The 17,764-nt window shown below is 58.8% G+C and carries 17 protein-coding genes; 10 read left to right on the top strand and 7 right to left on the bottom strand.

Going from position 1 to position 17,764, the window contains the following annotated elements; translation table 11 throughout:
* The first annotated feature begins 27 nt into the window (after positions 1-27).
* From sigE to tatB, 3 genes are read left to right on the top strand one after another with little or no spacing between them, the layout of a single operon-like run.
* Complete coding sequence (sigE, locus tag QP994_RS06825) at positions 28-639, top strand: RNA polymerase sigma factor SigE (protein ID WP_284865837.1); 612 nt, start codon at positions 28-30, stop codon at positions 637-639.
* 11 nt (positions 640-650) lie between these two features.
* Entirely contained in the window at positions 651-974 is a 324-nt protein-coding gene (locus QP994_RS06820) for a hypothetical protein (protein ID WP_284865836.1), read from the top strand.
* Positions 975-978: 4 nt separating this feature from the next.
* Positions 979-1,407 (top strand): Sec-independent protein translocase protein TatB, encoded by a 429-nt coding sequence (gene tatB / locus QP994_RS06815; RefSeq protein WP_284855055.1) that lies wholly within the window; start codon positions 979-981, stop codon positions 1,405-1,407.
* Positions 1,408-1,427: 20 nt separating this feature from the next.
* Here tatB and QP994_RS06810 read toward each other — a convergent pair whose 3' ends face one another.
* Positions 1,428-2,579, bottom strand: a complete 1,152-nt coding sequence (locus QP994_RS06810; RefSeq protein WP_284855054.1) for an Mrp/NBP35 family ATP-binding protein — start codon at positions 2,577-2,579, stop codon at positions 1,428-1,430.
* Positions 2,580-2,662: 83 nt separating this feature from the next.
* Here QP994_RS06810 and QP994_RS06805 point away from each other — a divergent pair, with 83 nt between their 5' ends.
* Genes QP994_RS06805 through QP994_RS06795 form a run of 3 tightly spaced genes read left to right on the top strand, consistent with a single transcriptional unit; the run spans position 2,663 to position 4,219 of the window.
* A complete protein-coding gene (locus tag QP994_RS06805) occupies positions 2,663-3,148 on the top strand; it encodes a YflT domain-containing protein (protein WP_284865835.1) in 486 nt (161 codons plus the stop codon).
* The gene (locus QP994_RS06800; protein ID WP_284865834.1) at positions 3,149-3,850 is read left to right on the top strand and encodes a hypothetical protein; all 702 of its coding nucleotides are present in this window, start codon (positions 3,149-3,151) and stop codon (positions 3,848-3,850) included.
* A 33-nt stretch (positions 3,851-3,883) separates the two neighbouring features.
* Complete coding sequence (locus tag QP994_RS06795; protein ID WP_284855051.1) at positions 3,884-4,219, top strand: SdpI family protein; 336 nt, start codon at positions 3,884-3,886, stop codon at positions 4,217-4,219.
* A gap of 293 nt (positions 4,220-4,512) precedes the next feature.
* Here the strand turns inward: QP994_RS06795 and QP994_RS06790 are convergent, their stop codons facing one another.
* The gene (locus QP994_RS06790; RefSeq protein ID WP_284865833.1) at positions 4,513-8,253 is read right to left on the bottom strand and encodes a multifunctional oxoglutarate decarboxylase/oxoglutarate dehydrogenase thiamine pyrophosphate-binding subunit/dihydrolipoyllysine-residue succinyltransferase subunit; all 3,741 of its coding nucleotides are present in this window, start codon (positions 8,251-8,253) and stop codon (positions 4,513-4,515) included.
* Between the two features lie 270 nt (positions 8,254-8,523).
* Entirely contained in the window at positions 8,524-9,399 is an 876-nt protein-coding gene (locus QP994_RS06785) for a hypothetical protein (protein ID WP_284865832.1), read from the bottom strand.
* 79 nt (positions 9,400-9,478) lie between these two features.
* On the opposite strand from QP994_RS06785, the gene QP994_RS06780 reads away from it, so the two are divergent.
* The gene (locus QP994_RS06780; RefSeq protein ID WP_284865831.1) at positions 9,479-11,083 is read left to right on the top strand and encodes a carboxylesterase/lipase family protein; all 1,605 of its coding nucleotides are present in this window, start codon (positions 9,479-9,481) and stop codon (positions 11,081-11,083) included.
* Between the two features lie 76 nt (positions 11,084-11,159).
* Positions 11,160-11,975, top strand: coding sequence for a hypothetical protein (locus tag QP994_RS06775; RefSeq protein ID WP_284865830.1), 816 nt, complete (start codon positions 11,160-11,162; stop codon positions 11,973-11,975).
* Here the strand turns inward: QP994_RS06775 and QP994_RS06770 are convergent, their stop codons facing one another.
* Positions 11,976-12,437: a hypothetical protein gene (locus tag QP994_RS06770; protein WP_284865829.1), complete on the bottom strand. Its 462-nt coding sequence runs from the start codon at positions 12,435-12,437 to the stop codon at positions 11,976-11,978. It abuts the gene before it with no gap.
* 52 nt (positions 12,438-12,489) lie between these two features.
* The gene (locus QP994_RS06765) at positions 12,490-12,984 is read right to left on the bottom strand and encodes a hypothetical protein (RefSeq protein WP_284865828.1); all 495 of its coding nucleotides are present in this window, start codon (positions 12,982-12,984) and stop codon (positions 12,490-12,492) included.
* 62 nt (positions 12,985-13,046) lie between these two features.
* Here QP994_RS06765 and QP994_RS06760 point away from each other — a divergent pair, with 62 nt between their 5' ends.
* Complete coding sequence (locus QP994_RS06760) at positions 13,047-14,285, top strand: MFS transporter (protein ID WP_284865826.1); 1,239 nt, start codon at positions 13,047-13,049, stop codon at positions 14,283-14,285.
* Between the two features lie 15 nt (positions 14,286-14,300).
* Positions 14,301-15,299 carry a nucleoside hydrolase gene (locus QP994_RS06755; RefSeq protein ID WP_284865879.1) on the top strand — a complete coding sequence of 333 codons (999 nt, stop codon included), beginning with the start codon at positions 14,301-14,303 and terminating at the stop codon, positions 15,297-15,299.
* A 78-nt stretch (positions 15,300-15,377) separates the two neighbouring features.
* Here the strand turns inward: QP994_RS06755 and QP994_RS06750 are convergent, their stop codons facing one another.
* Complete coding sequence (locus tag QP994_RS06750) at positions 15,378-16,196, bottom strand: GIY-YIG nuclease family protein (RefSeq protein WP_284865825.1); 819 nt, start codon at positions 16,194-16,196, stop codon at positions 15,378-15,380.
* A complete protein-coding gene (locus QP994_RS06745) occupies positions 16,196-17,404 on the bottom strand; it encodes a DNA cytosine methyltransferase (RefSeq protein WP_284855041.1) in 1,209 nt (402 codons plus the stop codon). Before QP994_RS06745 ends, QP994_RS06750 begins: the two co-directional genes overlap by 1 nt.
* Positions 17,405-17,764 lie beyond the last annotated feature (360 nt).

Here is a 17,764-nt window from a genome sequence, read left to right as displayed (position 1 = left end):
TGAGGGCGATAAGGAACAATAGTGCACATGGATGCGCCTGCTGAGTCCTTGGAGCCCTTGAAGCCACTGACCGGAACCGCCGCTTTTGATGCGGGAGAAGGTGCCATGCCTACGTGGGCGGAGCTCGTGGAGGAGCACGCGGATAGCGTGTACCGCCTCGCCTTCCGCCTGTCCGGCAATCAGCAGGATGCAGAAGACCTCACTCAGGAAACCTTCATGCGTGTCTTCCGCAACCTGAAGTCGTACAAGCCCGGCACGTTTGAGGGCTGGCTGCACCGTATTACCTCCAATTTGTTCTTGGACATGGCGCGCCACCGCAGCAAGATCCGCATGGAAGCGCTGCCGGAAGACTACGAGCGCGTGCCAGGTACAGAGATGACGCCGGAGCAGGTATACAGCGTGGCCAACTTGGACCCAGCACTGCAGGAAGCGCTGGATGAGCTCAGCCCTGAGTTTCGTGTTTCCGTGGTGCTGTGTGATGTGGTGGGCATGAGCTACGAGGAGATTGCTAAGACCCTCGGCGTGAAAATGGGTACTGTGCGTTCGCGAATTCACCGTGGGCGCAGCCAGCTGCGTGATTCCCTCGAGGCAAAGGCACAGACGAACGAAGGTGCACGCGAGCTCATCCGCGCGCGTTAGGGTGGTGTCTCGTGTCACGTTTTGATTCGACTGATCACCTGAGCTTCGAAGCGGTTGCAGCGCTCGTGGATGGTGAGTTGTCGCGCACCGCGGTGCATCGCGCTCGCCTGCACCTGGCGGCGTGCCAGCTGTGCCGGGATGAGGAGTCCCGTCAGCGCGCCGCAGCGGCAGCAGTGCGCGAGCACAACACGGACGGGTGCTTGCGTGCGCCACGCTCGCTGGTGGAAAAACTTGCTCACATGGAGGGGACAGAGGAGCTTCCTGTGCAGAAGCCCGAGGCGAAGAGCAGCGGGTTGAGCGCTACGTGGTCAAAATTGCGCGGGGGGTTAAAGTAGGGGCGTGTTTAACATTGGCTGGGGCGAGATCTTCGTCATCATTCTCGTCGGCCTGATTGTGGTGGGGCCGGAGCGTCTCCCTGGCGTGATCCAGGATGTCCGCGCCGCCATTTTTGCTGCGCGTAAAGCGATTGCCAATGCAAAACAGGAGCTCAACGGGGAATTTGATGGCTTGGATGAGTTCCGCAAGCCAATGAGCACCGTCACGGAGTACGCGGCGATGGGCCCGAAGAAGGCCATTGCCAAAGTGCTTTTCGACGAAGATGAGGCCTACCTTGACGCCCTCAAACCCAGCGCGATGATGGATGGGAACCCCGTCCCGGCTGCTGGTACGCCGAAGCCGTCACGACCCCGGCGGAAGCAACCGGGTGTGAGCCAGCCCGAACCGCCAGCGACGAGCGGTGGCGGTTTTTCCTGGGCTGACGTTACGTAGCTGTTCGTAGCTGCTAGTTGCTAGTTGTGTGTCACGCCGAGTGACAAGTTTTTACCGGCGAGGGATTCGCGGCGCACTTTGAGTTTCTTCGCGATGTCATTGATCGCCTTCGCTGCAGGGGAGTCCGGTGCGGAGACGGCGATGGGGGTGCCGTCATCACCATGTGCGCGTAGCTGCGGGTCGAGGGGGATAGAGCCAAGCAATGGAACCTCTTCTCCGGTGATGCTGGTGAGGCGCTCTGCTACCTGCTCGCCACCACCGCTGCCGAAGATGTCCATGGTGGTGCCATCTGGCATGACCATGGCGGACATGTTCTCAATGACACCGGCCACGCGCTGGCCCGTCTGCTGGGAGATGGAACCGGCACGTTCTGCCACCTCGGCGGCAGCGGCCTGCGGGGTGGTCACGATGAGCAGCTCCGCATTCGGCACCAGCTGCGCCACGGTAATAGCCACATCACCGGTTCCCGGTGGCAGGTCCATGAACAGGACATCCAACTCAGACCAGTACACGTCCGCGAGGAACTGCTGGATTGCGCGGGTGAGCATCGGGCCGCGCCACACCACCGGGGCGTTGCCTTCCACGAATTGTCCGATGGAGATGTGGCGGACGTTGTGGGCGATGGGGGGCATCAACATGTCGTCGACAAGCGTTGGGCCTTGCCCCACAGAACCCATGAGACCGGGGATGGAGTGGCCGTAAATATCCGCGTCGAGAATGCCCACGGTGAGCCCTTGTGCGGCAAGTGAGGTGGCTAGATTCACCGTCATGGAGGACTTACCCACACCACCCTTGCCGGATGCTACCGCGAACACGCGCGTGGTGGATCCGGGCTGCGCGAACGGAATAACAGGCTCAGAACGGTCGCCCTTGAGACGCTGCGCGAGATTGCGGCGCTGCTCATCGCTCATGGTGTGCATGGTCACGCTGACCTCACCCACGCCTTCGAGCTCCTCAACCACCGCGCGCACATTGCCCTCGATGTTGTCACGCATCGGGCAGGCAGCAATGGTGAGGTAGATACCCACCGCGACATCATTGCCATCAATCCGAACGGATTCAACCATGTCCAGCTCAGTGATCGGCTTGCCAATCTCGGGGTCATCCACCCGAGACAACGCGTTACGGACGGCTGCTTCAGAAATTCCTGGTGTAGGGCTTGAGTTACTCATCACCGGTCAGTATATGACCCCCACCCGCGGGAACACTACACTCGACCATGTACGTGACAGATGAAGCGAGGTTTTCAAACACCATGACCCAGCCGTACAACGCGCGCACCACCCCTCAACGCCCCTCCGGGTGGCCCGTGGGCAGCTTCCACACCTACGCCGAAGCGCAGGCCGCAGTGGGCTACCTGTCGGACCAGGAATTCCCCGTGGAAGAACTCACCATCGTGGGGGTGGACCTCATGCAGGTGGAAAAAGTCACTGGTCGCCTGACCTGGGGGCGCGTGCTGGGAGGCGGTGCACTGTCCGGCCTATGGTTCGGACTGTTCGTTGGTCTTCTCTTCGCGCTGTTTAGCCCGGAGCCGATGTTGTCCATGCTCACCGCCGTTGTCATTGGCATTATCTTCGGCGTGATTTTCGCCAGCGTGGGGTACGCCATGACGCAGGGCAAGCGCGATTTTTCCTCCGCCACCACGATTGTGGCGGGACGTTATGACGTCCTCTGTGAAGCCAGCCAGGCTCCCCGTGCCCGCGACATGATCTCCAAGAACCTCCCGCAGGCAGGCCAGTAAATGCGCAAGATTCTCGTGGCCCTTGCCGGTGTCAGCCTTTTGACCCTGAGCGCCTGTGCTCAACCCACGACTGAGTCGGATGCCACAGTGAAAATTGCGGTGGACCCCACCGATGAAGAACAGATGGTGCTGGCAGAAATTTACCGTCAAATCATTCAGTATGACGGCCGTAACGTAGGCATCATCCCCATGGAGATCGCCGATGACAGCACGAAGCTTGATGTCCTTCAAACCGGTGAAGCGAACTTTGCTGTAATGTGCGCCGGCTCCCTGGTCACTCAGACGAACCCAGGTGAAGCTGCGGAACTCAACCGTGCTGCCAATGAGGCCGCGGAGGAGGGGCACTCGGACAACGTGGATAACCTCCCGCTGGCTACCTATGACGCTGCCGTGGCAACCCTGCCCACCTTCTTACGCACCATCGACCCTTCACCGGCTGAGTCCTGCGAGAACCAAGAACACGGCGACCTGCCCAACAACATCATCCCGGTATTCAAAGCCCAACTTTTTGAGCGCGGTGTTCTCCGCGCCATGAACAAGGCAACCCGCGCGCTAAGCACCGAGGAATTCAAAGAACTCGTTGAGGAAGCCGCGAAGGATCCCGATCCATCCCGCGCAGTCAGCGAATGGATCCAAGAGAAAACCGGCATGGGTGTTGCGCTTGAGCGCGCCGTGGACGAAGACGAATCTGGAGACGCCTAAAAGCCTCTCACCAGCACACAAAAGGAGATAGATGTGTCTGTATTTGCAGTGATCATGGCCATCACGTGGTTGCTCTGTGGCGGTGTTTTGGTCTGGGTAGGAGTTAAGGCAGGCCAAGGGGCTTTGCCGAAGAACAACTGGGTGGGTATTAGGACCCCAGCTCTCCTCGCGAGTGATGAATCTTGGATCACTGGCCACAAGGCTGCGGCAAGTCTGCTCACCGCCAGCGGAATCCCGCTGATCATCGGCGGCATCGTGTGTCTTTTCGTGGATGATTCCATCATCGGCTGGGTGAGTATCGCCGTTGTTGTGGTTTTGGTCGTCCTGGTGATGCTCGCTGCGAAGAAGGCTGAAGCTGCCGTGAGGTAGGGGCCTGTAAGCGCTCGCTCCGGCGGACATCTGTGTAAACGCTTACATTGCGCCGGTAACTACCAAATAGTAGAAATTTTCTACAAGGGACTTCATTCGAGCCAATCTTTCGCGAGGTAACTGTTTACACACACTTAGCGAAGGAAAGCGACGAAGGGTGACCCTTGCTCCCCTTGATCCTCCACGCTGTGCCGCGGTAGCAGGCACACTTTTTGCTACTTATCCCGGAACTTCCTACGAAGGAAAACAAAAAAGGGGAGCTGCGCAAAGCAGCTCCCCTTCGCCTTAGCGGATTAGTCGGCGAATGCCTCGTCCAGCAGTGCCTTCTCCTCCTGCTGGTGGATCTTGGTCACACCGGTAGCAGTGGTGGACTGTGCACGGCGCGAGATGCGGCGCATCGGCGGCATGTTGTCCACGAAGTTGGCCAGGTGCTCGTTGTAGAACGGCCACGGACCCTGGTTGGCGGGCTCGTCCTGCACGAAGCGGATCTCCTTGGCGTTCGGGTAGTTCGCAAACGCGTCGGACAGGCGGTTGAACGGGATCGGGTGCAGCATCTCCACACGGATGATGGCAATGTCCTCGCGCTCGTCCTGGGCGCGGCGCTTCTCCAGCTCGTAGTAAATCTTGCCGGAGCAGAGCATGATGGTGGTCACCTTGTTGGCATTGCCGATGACCGTGTTGGTGGCGTCCACCAGACGCGGGTCGTCGATGACGGAACGGAAGGACTTCTGCTCGGTGAACTCATCAACCTGGGAGACCGCAGCCTTGTTGCGCAGCATGGACTTCGGGGTGAAGACAATCAGCGGGCGCTTCATGTCGCCGAGTGCCTGGCGGCGCAGCAGGTGGAAGTAGTTAGCCGGGATGGTCGGCTGAGCGATGGTCATGGAACCTTCGGCCACCAGCTGCAGGAAGCGCTCGATGCGTGCAGAGGAGTGGTCTGGGCCCTGGCCTTCGTAGCCGTGGGGGAGCAGCATGACCAGCTTGGACAGCTGACCCCACTTGGTCTCACCGGAAGAGATGTACTCGTCGATGATGGTCTGTCCACCGTTGGCAAAGTCACCGAACTGTGCCTCCCATGCGACGAGTGCGTCCGGGTTACCCACGGTGTAGCCGTACTCGAAGCCCAGGCCACCGAACTCGGTCAGAGCGGAGTTGTAGATCCGGAAACGGCCACCGTTGCCTGCCTCAATAGCTGCAGCGTCGAGTGGGTTGAACTGCTCGCCGGTGTTCGGATCGAACAGGACGCCGTGGCGCTGGGTGAAGGTACCGCGCTTGGAGTCCTCACCGGCCAGGCGGACGAGCTTGCCTTGCTTAGCCAGGGAGCCGAAGGCGAGGAGCTCGGCCCATGCCCAGTCGATGTTGCCGGACTCGAAGGAACCCCCACGGTTCTTCAGCACGGACTTCAGGCGCTTGTTCGGAGTGAAGTCCTCCGGCAAGTGTGCATACGCGTCCGCGAGAGCCTTGAAGGTCTTCTCGTCGATGGAGGTGTCCAGACCGCGGGTGAGGGACTGGGATTCGGTGATGCCGTGTTGCTCGCCTGGCTGTCCGCCACCTTCCTTGACGTCGTTGAACACGGAGTCCAGCTGGTCGTGGAAGTCCTGTGCCGCGATTTCGGCCTCTTCCTGCGTGATGTCGCCACGGCCAATGAGGTCCTTGGTGTAGCGGGTACGCACGGACGGGTGGGACTCGATGCGCTCGTACATGAGCGGCTGGGTCACGGACGGATCATCTGCCTCGTTGTGGCCACGCAGGCGGTAGCAGATGAGGTCAATGAAGACGTCCTTGCCAAATTCACGACGGTACTCGGTAGCCAGCTGGCCAACCCAGGCTGCTGCCTCCGGGTCGTCGCCGTTGACGTGGAAGACCGGGCAATCAAAGCCCTTAGCCAAATCGGTGGCGTAGTAGGTGGAACGGCCCTGGTCCGGGGTGGTGGTGAAGCCAACCTGGTTGTTTACCACGATGTGGACGGTGCCGCCCACGTCGTAGCCGGTCAGCTTGGACATGTTCAGGGTTTCCTGGACAACGCCAAGGCCTGCGAAGGATGCGTCACCGTGGAGCATCAGCGGAACAACGGTGTGATCATCAGCATTCTTGCCGTGGTTGATCAGGTCCTGCTTAGCGCGGGCCAGACCCACGAGGACCGGGTCGACGGCTTCAAGGTGAGACGGGTTAGCGGCCAGGGTGAGCTTGATTTCGCCATCGCCGAACATCTGCAGGTGCTCGCCCTCGAAGCCCAAGTGGTACTTCACGTCACCGGAACCACCCTGCTGGGCGGGCTGCAGGTTGCCTTCGAACTCGCTGAAGATGGTCTTCACCGGCTTGCCCATGATGTTGAACAAGACGTTGAGGCGACCACGGTGTGGCATACCAATGACAACTTCATCCAGCCCCTGGCCAGCGGCAGTGTCAATGATGGAATCCATCAGTGGAATCAGGGTTTCAGCGCCCTCGAGGGAGAAACGCTTCTGGCCCAGGTACTTGGTCTGCAGGAAGTTCTCAAAAGCCTCAGCGGCGTTGAGCTTCTGCAGGATGTACTTCTGCTCAGCGTTAGTCGGCTTCGGCATACCCACCTCGAGGCGGTCGCGCAGCCAGTCACGCTCATCACGGTCGAGGACGTGGGTGTACTCAGCACCAACGTGGAGGGTGTAGGCGGCGCGCAGGCGGGTGAGCACCTCGCGCAGAGTCATTGTCTCCTTGCCACCGAATCCGCCGACGTTGAAGGTGCGGTCCAGATCCCAGAGGGTCAGGCCGTGGGTCTCCAGTAGGAGATCGCGGGCATCTGGCTTGGGCAGACCTGGCTGGTGCCAGTTCAGCGGGTTGGTGTCCGCCATGAGGTGGCCGCGGGAGCGGTATGCCTCGATGAGGTTCATCACACGGGTGGACTTGTCCACGCCAGAGTTCGGGATGTCCTGGGCCCAACGCATTGGTGCGTAGGGGATCTGCATGGCTTGGAAGATTTCGTCCCAGAACTTGTCGTCGATAAGCAACTGGGAAATATCACGCAGGAACTCGCCGGACTCTGCACCCTGGATGACGCGGTGGTCGTACGTGGAGGTCAGCGTGGTCAGCTTGCCCACACCGAGCTCTGCCAAACGGTCCTCGGAAGCACCAGCGAATTCGGCTGGGTAGTCCATGGCGCCGACACCGACGATGGTGCCCTGGCCCTTGGTCAGGCGTGGGATGGAGTGGCGGGTGCCAATGCCACCTGGGTTGGTCAGCTGGATGGTGACACCCTGGAAGTCCTCGAGCTTCAGCTTGTTCTCGCGGGCACGAGCGACGATGTCCTCGTAGGCCTTAACAAACTGGTCGAAGCTCAGCGTCTCGCATTCCTTGATGGCTGCGACGACGAGGGCGCGGCTGCCGTCCTTCTGCGGAAGGTCAATGGCAAGACCCAGGTTGATGTGCTCCGGGGTGACAACGAACGGCTTGCCGTCCACAACCTTGTAGTTCACGTTCATGCCCGGGTGGAGCAACGCTGACTTCACAATCGCCCAGCCGATGATGTGGGTGAAGGAAATCTTGCCACCGCGGGTGCGCTTGAGGTGATCGTTGATCTGCGCGCGGTTCTCAAACATGAGCTTGACCGGCATGTCACGCACGGTCGTCGCGGTGGGGACAGTCAGGGACTCGTCCATGTTCTTGGCAATAGCCTTGAACATGCCCTTGAGCTGCTGCTCACCAGCCTCCGGCAGGGTGCCAATCTTGTCCAGTGGGGACGGCTTCGGCGCTTTTGGCTGCTTGCGGGCCGACGGGGCGGTGGACTCTGCGACAGCCTTGTCCACCTTGGTCAGGCGACCGTCCTGGCTCGGTGCGCCGGTGGTCTGTGCAACCTTCGCCTCAGTGCGTGCGCGGTGCGCGGTTTTATCCGTGCTGTCCGCGGCGCCAGAAGCGAGCGGGCTAGACCCACTGGTGACACCCTTCTTTTCAAACAAGTCCCGCCACTCCGCGTCTACGGAGTTGGGGTCCTTCTTGTACTGCTGGAACATCTCATCAACCAGCCAGTCGTTTTGGCCGAATGTGCTCTCGCTGCTCACGGCAGTTACTCGCCTCGCTTCTGTGCTCTACTACTGCGTTTTGCTCTTTGTACGTTGCCCACGTTACTCGGGGTTAACCGGGGCGTGGATCATTGTTAACAGCCCACAATACTGCATACTTTCCGCTGTTTCGGGGAAGGTGGTTGCGGGCACTGTTATTCATGATACGTCCTTGTTCCGTATCGAGTATTCGCTCGGTCTACCTATCTTGTTACGGCAGCTCAATACGGTGCAAGGACGTGCTTTTCGCTGTGGGCCAAGAAGAGTCCCTTAGTCAGGTGTCTCCTCCGCGTCATCGCGGTTTTTCTCAAACACGTCCATCACGGCTTGGAAGCGGGACTTCCATGTTTTCTTTCCGTCTGCGGCTTCGGCCAGTTTTTCTTCCTCGTTGCTCTTTGGCGGCAATGGTGCTGCGAACTCGGCCGGGGCCGGCCCGAGATTTCGCGCGGTGTTTTCCACGACCTTCTTTGCCAGCGCGCGGTTGGCGGTTACACCCGCAATAACACCGATGCCCAGGGGCATGATTTTGCCGATCCACATGCGGCGCAGCCTGCGGTTGATGCTCTTCATCACCGTCCGCGTCATCATGTTGTTGGCCTGAGTCAGGGTGGGCCCGGTGAATTTAGCCAGAGACTTCGTTGTGGGCAATGCGCTTGCTTCAGGGCCGACAAGCGTATCGACGATCGCCGCGCCCTGCGCCCCCGACAACGCCAACAGGACGATCGCCCGACGGCGCTCTGCATCAGCAATATCCTCCCCGCGCAGGTACGCCGAGCCCACGGTGTATACGGCTGCCATGTCCACGAAGAGGAGGGACTCCGCCGCGATGGCAGCAGAGCCGGTAACAAAACCAACACCTGGCACAGCAGCCGCGCCACCGGCGCCAGCACCGGAGCCGGCAGCCGCATTCATGAAGTGCTTGCGCATGATCTCTTGGATCTCCGCGGGTGTGGCATCTGGGTTAGAACGGCGCAGCCAGTTGACGTAGCCCTTGATAAACCCGGATTGCAGGTGCACGGCTTGGTCCAATCCCTTGATGAAGGTACGGCCGATGCGGGAGGCATTCTCCTCACTGATAGCAGTGGCAGCGGTGTTCGCTTCCACCACCGCGGTGTCCTTCTGCTTCTTCTTCCTGCCAAAAACCACTCTGGGGTATCTCCTTAAAGTTTCGCGAGCAATCACACCATCCTAGGACGGAATAGATTTCCGCGGTTAGAGTTGCGTTATGGCCAGCGACCCAGTTGTGATGACCACTGCGGGAAAGATCCGCGGCGTTGTGGATCCGGCAACTGGCATGCGCACGTGGCGGGGCGTGCCGTATGGGGAACCCACGGGTGGGAAGAATCGTTTTTCCGCTCCTCATGCGCGGGAGCCCTGGTCAGGCACCATCGACGCCAGCACCTTTGCTGAGCCTGCCATGCAAGGCACCTACGGCTGGAATGACAAGGTGATGGGCACGGAGGATTGCCTCACGCTGGACATTGTCCGCCCAGATACGGATGAGGAATTACCGGTGGTGGTGTACATCCACGGCGGGACGTTCCTCACCGGTTTTTCCAACGAGAAGGTTTTTCAGGGCCACCAGTTCGCGCAAGCGACGAACATCGTTTATGTCTCCATTAACTTCCGCTTGGGGGTGCTGGGGTATCTGGATATGCGCTCTCTCGGCGAGGATTGCGTGGCCACTCCCGCCACCCATGATCAGATCCTTGCGTTGCAGTGGGTGCGTGACAATATCGCCGCGTTCGGGGGCAACCCAGACCGCGTGACCATCATGGGGGAGTCCGCCGGCGGAAGTGCAGTCACCGCTCTCATGTCATCACCGCACGCGAGGGGCCTGTTCCACGGGGCAATCGCGCAGTCCGCACCCGTCGCCGCGGTGCACTCGCGCCTCCAAGCAGCAATGTGGGTGCGCGCACTGCTCGACGGGATGGGCATGTCTCGCTTATCGACGATTACTGATCTCCGCGCCGTCCCCGCCGAAGACCTCGTCAGAGTGGGCAACGCCTTGCTCATTCGCTCCGGTGAGATCCAGTACCTGAATCTCTCCTTCATGCCCACGGTGGACAACTCAGTCCTGCCGCAGCACCCGATCGACACATTCGCTGCGCATGAGGAAGCCCCGGTGCCGTTGATCATTGGGTCGAATTCGGGTGAAGCCAGCTTCACCAAAGCGATGTTCATGTTCAGCCGTACGCGACAAAAAGCAGCCCGCAGGATTTTGGAAGTCTTTGATCCGGAGAACGCCGACGCGATCTTGGCTGCCTACAACAACGCCACCGACCGCAGTGACTTCGCTGAACTGATCGCTGATGCTGTGTTCTGGGCGCCTTCCGTAAGCATTGCCTCCGATCACCGTCATGTGGCACCGGTGTGGATGTATCACTTTGACTTCGCCGGGGCACCCCTGCAGAAACTCGGTGTGGGCGCGGTTCACACCGCTGATCTGGAGGCGGTCTTCGGCGCCCGCTTCACCACTCATGCCGGCATCTTGCAGCATCTGAGCTCGCGGGAGGACTTTGACACAGTCAGTGAGATGATGCAGCGCCACTGGGGCTCCTTCTTCCACACCGGACGCCCCGGCGACATCTGGCCGGAATACGGCTTCAGCTCAGACACCGCGCCGGGTCGCGCCACGGCGGTGCTGCGCACCGACTCCACGGTGGTGTGGGACCCCAAGGCGGAGAAACGTCGCGCGTGGGAGGGTTTCAACTTGACGCAGTGGGGGACCGGCCGGCGCGATATTGCAGAGAGTCTCGCGGATTTCTTGGGCATTGATCCGGATGATCCGGCGTGGAATCCTGCTGCGCCTGAGCCCACTGATGGCTAGGCTGGTTCCCGCTACCAGAGGCAACCCCCAGGGCGTCGGAGCGGCGCTGCGGGCAACCAGAAGGGAACCCCACGTCATGAGCTTTTTTGAGGATATTGCCGCCGGTCTTGACCGGGAGGGAATTGAATCCCGCGTGCACGATGACACGATGTTCGTGCCCATCACATCCGATGTTGAAATCCATTTTGTGGAGATTGACCAGCATCTCCCTGCCGCGAATGTGTACATCGCTGCGGCGGATGTGGATGCGGATGATGATGAGTTTGAGGCCGTACTCGTTTCCGTTGTCTTCTCCGTGGAGGATGCCGTGGCTACGGTGGCACGGCACATGGCCACCGATCAGGTGATCACAGTGCTGCGTGATCTGCTGGAGGGCACGGACGAGCGTATTGGGGATGTGGAGTTCTACCAGGACCCAGTTGACCCACACTTGGTACGCGCCGAGGTGGGCGACAATGCTGAACTACAAGTTCAGGTGGAAGAAGTCGATGGCACGCCCTGCGCAACCGTCACGTTTGTAGCCCTGCCTGATTCCTACGATGATCTCCTAGACGATGCCATTGGGGAACTTTGGGATTCAGATGGGGATGCGGAGCTCACCGATGAAGACCGTGAGCATCTTTTTGCCACTCTGCATGCCGAGGTTGCTTCCCAGGCTGAAACCCTGGATCTGGGTGTGTTCCACGATTTTGACCGGCTCTTCGACGTCCTCTCCCTGGCCGCCGATCACGCCGAGGAATGGGAAGCTCAGCTCCTCCCATTCGATGACGATGATTTTGATGAGCCGGACGTCTACGACATCTTCGGCGCCGACGACGGCGATGAGGACGATGACATCGACTTCGATGACGAAGACGATGACGATGACGATGACGAGGACGTCGAGCAGTAACTACGCCGCCGCGATCCCCTCAAACATGGAAGCGGGGGAGTAGACGGGGGTAAACGTGCCGTCCACGAGCCAGACGAAGGTGGCGCCGGTGGGGGAGTACACCTCGTGCACTGCGCTGGCCATGTCGGCGGGGACAAGGGCACGAACCCAGGCTTCGGCCACTTCGCGGTCAACGGTGTACCCGGATGCGTCGGTAAAGCGGACCTCAATGAGGTAGGCGGGCACATGTGATTCGCCGAAGCCCTTGATGCGGGCTTGTGCGCGGGGGCCGACGCGGCGGCGGGTGATCGCGGCCTTCAATGCGGGGCCACCCGCAACGCGGGGCAGTTCCCTGGTTGGTGGACGCCACGTGGGGTTGGGCCGGGCCAGGGAGCGCGGGTGGTGGATCACGGCTTCAAAGCGCTCGAGGGCATCGGCATGGTTGGAACGGATGATGCGGGCAATTTCTCGTGTGTTAATCATGCTTCACAAGATAGGAGCCCCCTGCGACACCCAAAGGGGAAAATTAGAACAACTATTCGAACGGGTTGTTTGAAACGTTCTCCTCTAACACTTCTCTTGAGGTGCCACCTTCCGGCGTGTCCGGACTGATCACCGTGCCCAGGATGTACAGGACAACAGACAGTGCTGCGACTAGTCTCCAGCGCCGGTTTTTCGGCCGGGGCTTTTCCAGTTCGTCCATGCCTCGAAGAAGGATCATGTCTGACACAGTCAACAATTGCGGCGTTTGCCCGCGAACCTTCATAGCCTCTTGGTAGGCATGTAGTGACCTTTGATCGGCGTTCTCGCAGTAGAACCACCAGAGACTAGGGATGAGAAAAGCAACACCCAGCAAGACGTTGCTGAAGGCTGCGTTAGTGCCACCGCCACCACCGCTGAGCGCGCCAACGATGGTGAGGGTGCCTACTGCCACACCAGCAATGGCTAAAAGCCGTCGACTCTTCTTTGACGGTTGCTCGCCGCCGGAGGCGTTTGTGGGATCAGCAGCATTCGGCGATGGTGTGGTCATCGTGGCATGGCACCTTTCGCATTGGCTGGTTCTTCGCAGGTGATAGTAGTGTATGCGGATACATGAGCACGCCGGAACCGATTCCCGGAAGCCCGCTGGCACGGGCACCGGAAGTATCACCATTGCCCGCCATACCCAAGGAAATTTGGGTGCTGGTGGCTGCGGCTTTTCTGATTGCGCTGGGGTACGGGATTATTGCGCCGGTGATTCCACAGTTTGCCAGCAGCTTCGGGGTCACTATGGCGGCGGCAGCAGCGGTGGTGTCTGTGTTCTCCGCGGCACGGCTGGTGGGGGCACCGGGGGCGGGGAGGCTCGTGGATAAGCTTGGCTCCCGCAAGGTGTACATCACGGGCCTTGTCATCGTGGCGGTGAGCACCGGGCTGGTGGCTGTGGCGCAGGAGTACTGGCACATGCTGGCGCTGCGGTTCGTTGCGGGGCTGGGGTCCACGATGTTCACTATTTCCGCGCAGGCACTGATTGTGAAGGTGGCGCCGCCGCAGATCCGCGGGCGGGCGAGCTCCACGTACGCGACGGCATTTCTGCTGGGCAACATCATTGGCCCGATTATTGGTGCGGCGCTGTCCTTCATGGGCATGCGCTGGCCTTTTGTTATTTACGGCACGGCCGTGGCGCTCGCCGCGGTGGTGGTGTGGGTGGCGCTGCCGAATTCGGATACGGATGTGTCGATGCTGAAGCGCCCACCGATGCGCCTCCATGAGGCTTTCAGTAATCCGAGCTACCAGTCCTTGCTGGCTTCCATGTTTGCCAATGGCTGGGTGAACATGGGCGTGCGCGTGGCTATTCTGCCGCTGTTTGCAGCATCGGTGTTCACGCACGGCGCGGCTGCTTCGGGCTTAGCGCTTGCGGCTTTCGCCTTCGGCAATGCGGTGACCCTGCAATTCTCCGGGCGCTTGGCGGACAGCATCGGCCGCAAACCGCTCATTCTCACAGGCCTTACGGTCACCGCTCTGGCCACGGGCACCCTCGGATTCGCTACTGCCGTATGGTCCCTGATCACCCTGTCCATCATCGCGGGCGTGGGCGGTGGCCTCATCGTGCCTAGCCAGCAGGCGAGCCTCGCGGACATCATTGGCAATGATCGCTCCGGCGGCAAAGCTCTCTCCGCATACCAAATGTGTGGCGACGCCGGCCAGGTCCTTGGCCCCATCATCATCGGTGCGATCGCCCAATCCCACGGTTTCCCCGCCGCGTTCATGGTGTGCGGTGCTATCGCCGCTGGTGCGTTTATCGTATGGGCAACCCTTGGCAATGAAACCCATCCAGACAAAGCATCCCGATAGAACAAACGGAAAGACATCATGAGAGTCATCTACGACTGCGATCCCGGCATCGACGACACCTACGCGCTGATCTACCTCGCCGCCTTGGCGCACACACAGGACATTGAGCTTGAGTGCGTGACCACCAGTGCCGGCAACGTGGATGCTGACCAGTGCGCACGCAACGCCGCCTGGATTCTCACCCTGTGTGGCCTGCCCACGATTCCGCTTGCCGCGGGGATGCAGGCCCCACTTGAGTGGGAGCTCACCACCACGCCGGATACCCACGGGGACACCGGCCTGGGCTATGCCACCGCACCTACGCGCCACGTTGAGCATGATTGGGCCATGCTGTGGTGCGACGCCATCGACCGCAGCATGGACGATCTTCACCTCATCATCACCGGCCCCATGACCAACTTGGCCGCGTTTGCTCACCTGCACCCGCAGCACTACGCCAAGCTCAAGCACATCACCGTCATGGGCGGGGCATTCCTCTACCCGGGCAACACCACGCCCACCGCCGAGTGGAATTTCTGGGTCGACCCGCACGCCGCCAAGCACGTCTTTGCCACCACTCCCACGCCGATCACCGTGTGCCCCCTCAACGTGACCGAACGCATGATCCTCACCCCGGACCACCTCGATCGCATCATTGCCACCCTGGGCACCTCACCGCTGGCCGAGCACCTTGAGCCCATCACCCGCTTCTACTTCGAATTCCACGAAGACACCGGCGACGGCTACCAGGCCCAAATCCATGACCTGCTCACCGTCATGGTCGCACTCAAACAGGTCTCATCGGAGTTTCGCTTATCGACGGTCGACCTCGAACCCAATTCCCCCTTAACCCGCGGCACCTCCATCGCCGACGACACCGGCATGTGGGACCGCGACCCCAACGCCCACATCCTCACCGACTCAGACCCCACCACCGCCTGGCAGCTTTTCGACACCGCCTGCACCACCCACGCCCGCATCACCGCCGGCGACCCCGCCCTGGAACGGCTCCGGCATATGCGGGCGGATGATTAGGGTGTTGCTGCGCGTTGGCTGCTGACCTTTGTAGATAACAATGATCGGTTACAAGTCGGCGGTTCTCGCTGCAGAAAACTATTCGAAACTCGGCTGTGCGGCGTGATTGAATGCAACCTCACGATTTCTGTACCAGTAATGGCTAGCTGCGCTGTAGGTTTGTGTTTCTTTGTAAATGATCACATACCCGGGGAGGGCTGTAGCTTGCCAACCTTCTGGTAAACACTCAAATATGGCTGTAATCCATTCTTTGATTGTTTGAGGAATCTTGGAGTGCGGTAATAGGTAGAAAGGCTTATCTAGATCCGGGTGGCTCTGAAAGCGGATAGTGAAGGGTGTTGCTCTTTTTAGAAGGGATAGAGCACTTTCTATCTGTGCATTTTCAGATAATCCCATCTCCTGTTCGTCAAGAGGATACTCGAGATTGATCGGATACAGTGCGTCGAAATGATTGCCCTTGACAATTGTCTTGTCCCGGTTTCGCCCCGGATCCTTATTGCCAAAACCGTTAGTATTCCATGGTACAGAGCCCCCTTTTCTGTAGTGGTCAATCAACATTTTTTCAGGTGCAGCTGCATCTAAATCTTCGTCAACATAGACTGCTTTGAACTCAATATCTTGAAGGCAGATTCCTTTTCTACCCGAGATTTTGATCCGATGTTGATTTAACCTGGATCGCAAATCAGATTTGGCCTTTCCCACGTAAACTCTCGTTAGAGAATCACCCTCGGACTCGAAAAGTTCGTATACACCGGAACGAGCTTCGAGTTTATCCACGTTGCTTTGCTCCAACGTTGCGGTATCGATTTGTTGGAGCGTTGCATGTAACTGATCTGCTAGAGCTTTGGTGATGCTGAGCTTGAAGTCCGCGATAAAATGTTGATTCGAGTTCCGCATTAGACCGCCCAAACTGGAGATTCGTGGTTTGTTGCCGCAGGATGTGTCAGAGCTGCGTGGACAGATGACGTGACGATATGGCCTAGATCAACCGGAACTGCGTTTCCAAGTTGACGCATTACTTCACCCCAAGCGCCATGAAGGGCGTAATCATCAGGGAAGGTCTGGATTCTGGCGGCTTCACGGACAGTAAAATAGCGCACTGAACCGTTTGGGAATCTAATCATATTTTCGCCGCCAGGAACTCCATGAGCTCCAGCTTTCAGTGCTTTGCTGGGTTCATCAATGGGAGACCCAGTATGTCCTGGGTATACTTTTGCTCCTGGTCTAAAATCATGATCAGGCCATTCCATAGCAAGCTCTGTCGTAGGATCCGGGAGATCCCGCAGTGCATCGCGGACGGTGAGCCAGCGTTTAAAACCATCAATGCTTGGCCGAGTTCTTATGCTTATGCGGTCTTGTTTAGCGACTTTATGTTCATCCCAGTAGCTTCCATCTGCTTGCGCAGCGGCTAGCGCTTTGCCGCTATGTGTTTGCTTCGGAAATTCCCAATCAACGTCAACATCGCTCCGGAATCCGATCAAAAAGACCCTATGTCTGTGCTGGGGTATCCCATAGTCAGCTGCGTTAACTAACCGTGACACAACGTTGTATCGGAGATCACTCTGGACATGTAAATGTTCTTTCTCTAATCGAGAAAAATGCTCGTGCCACATTTCCCCTTCGCGTGAACGAAGTTCTGGATGGCTTAAGCGAAGTTTTACGTATTCAAAGTAATCTGCAAAAGTTGAACGGGTTAGCCCTTTTACATTCTCGATAACAAATGCCTTTGGTTTGAGCTGATCAATAACCGAGGTTGCAGCGGGAAACATGTCACGGGGGTCGTCAGCACTGCGGGACAGGCCACCTAAGGAGAAGGGCTGGCAGGGCGGTCCTCCGGTAACGATGTCGACTTCCTCAGGCTTAACGTAATCTTTCCACTTGACATCTCGAACATCACCTTCAAGGACTTGAACTCCCTGAATCAAAGGGTGCCCGTTATTCGCGTTCTCTCTCATAGTTTTGCATGCCCACTTGTCCCATTCCGATGCGACCAGGTGAGAAATCTCGGCTTTAGATGAACCAAGAAGGAGTCCGCCTCCTCCAGCAAAAAGTTCAACGCCTTTCAGCGTACGAGCTTGCGTACTGGCGTTCCTTGTTTGAATCATGGGGCCATTCTTACATATGAAGTTAACGATGAAGGCGTTTCAGTCGTTGATTTGTTCGATTTCACCGGGCGTGCAGTGTTTTGGCGCAAGCTCGGAGGATTGGTTCTTTTCAAGTTGTGTTCGGTCAAGGTTTTATTGCAAATGCAATCTGGCCGGGCTGGCGGCTTTTGGATAAAAACAACCTATTTTGACGATTTTATAATTGTTTTACTTTGTTCCTTGAAGCGTCCTGGGTTTAGTTCCGATCGTTTCTAGAGGAGGATTGGATCATGCCTAGGAAGTTCAGTGACGAGTTCAAGGCCAAGGCAGTGCGTTTGGCTGAGGACCTCGTTGAGCTCGAAGGGTGCTCGAAATGGAGTG

The organism is Corynebacterium sp. MSK044, assembly GCF_030232825.1.
GTDB lineage: Bacteria > Actinomycetota > Actinomycetes > Mycobacteriales > Mycobacteriaceae > Corynebacterium.
The sequence above is the reverse complement of the archived record's forward strand: the minus strand, read 5'-3'. Positions and strand labels throughout refer to the sequence as shown.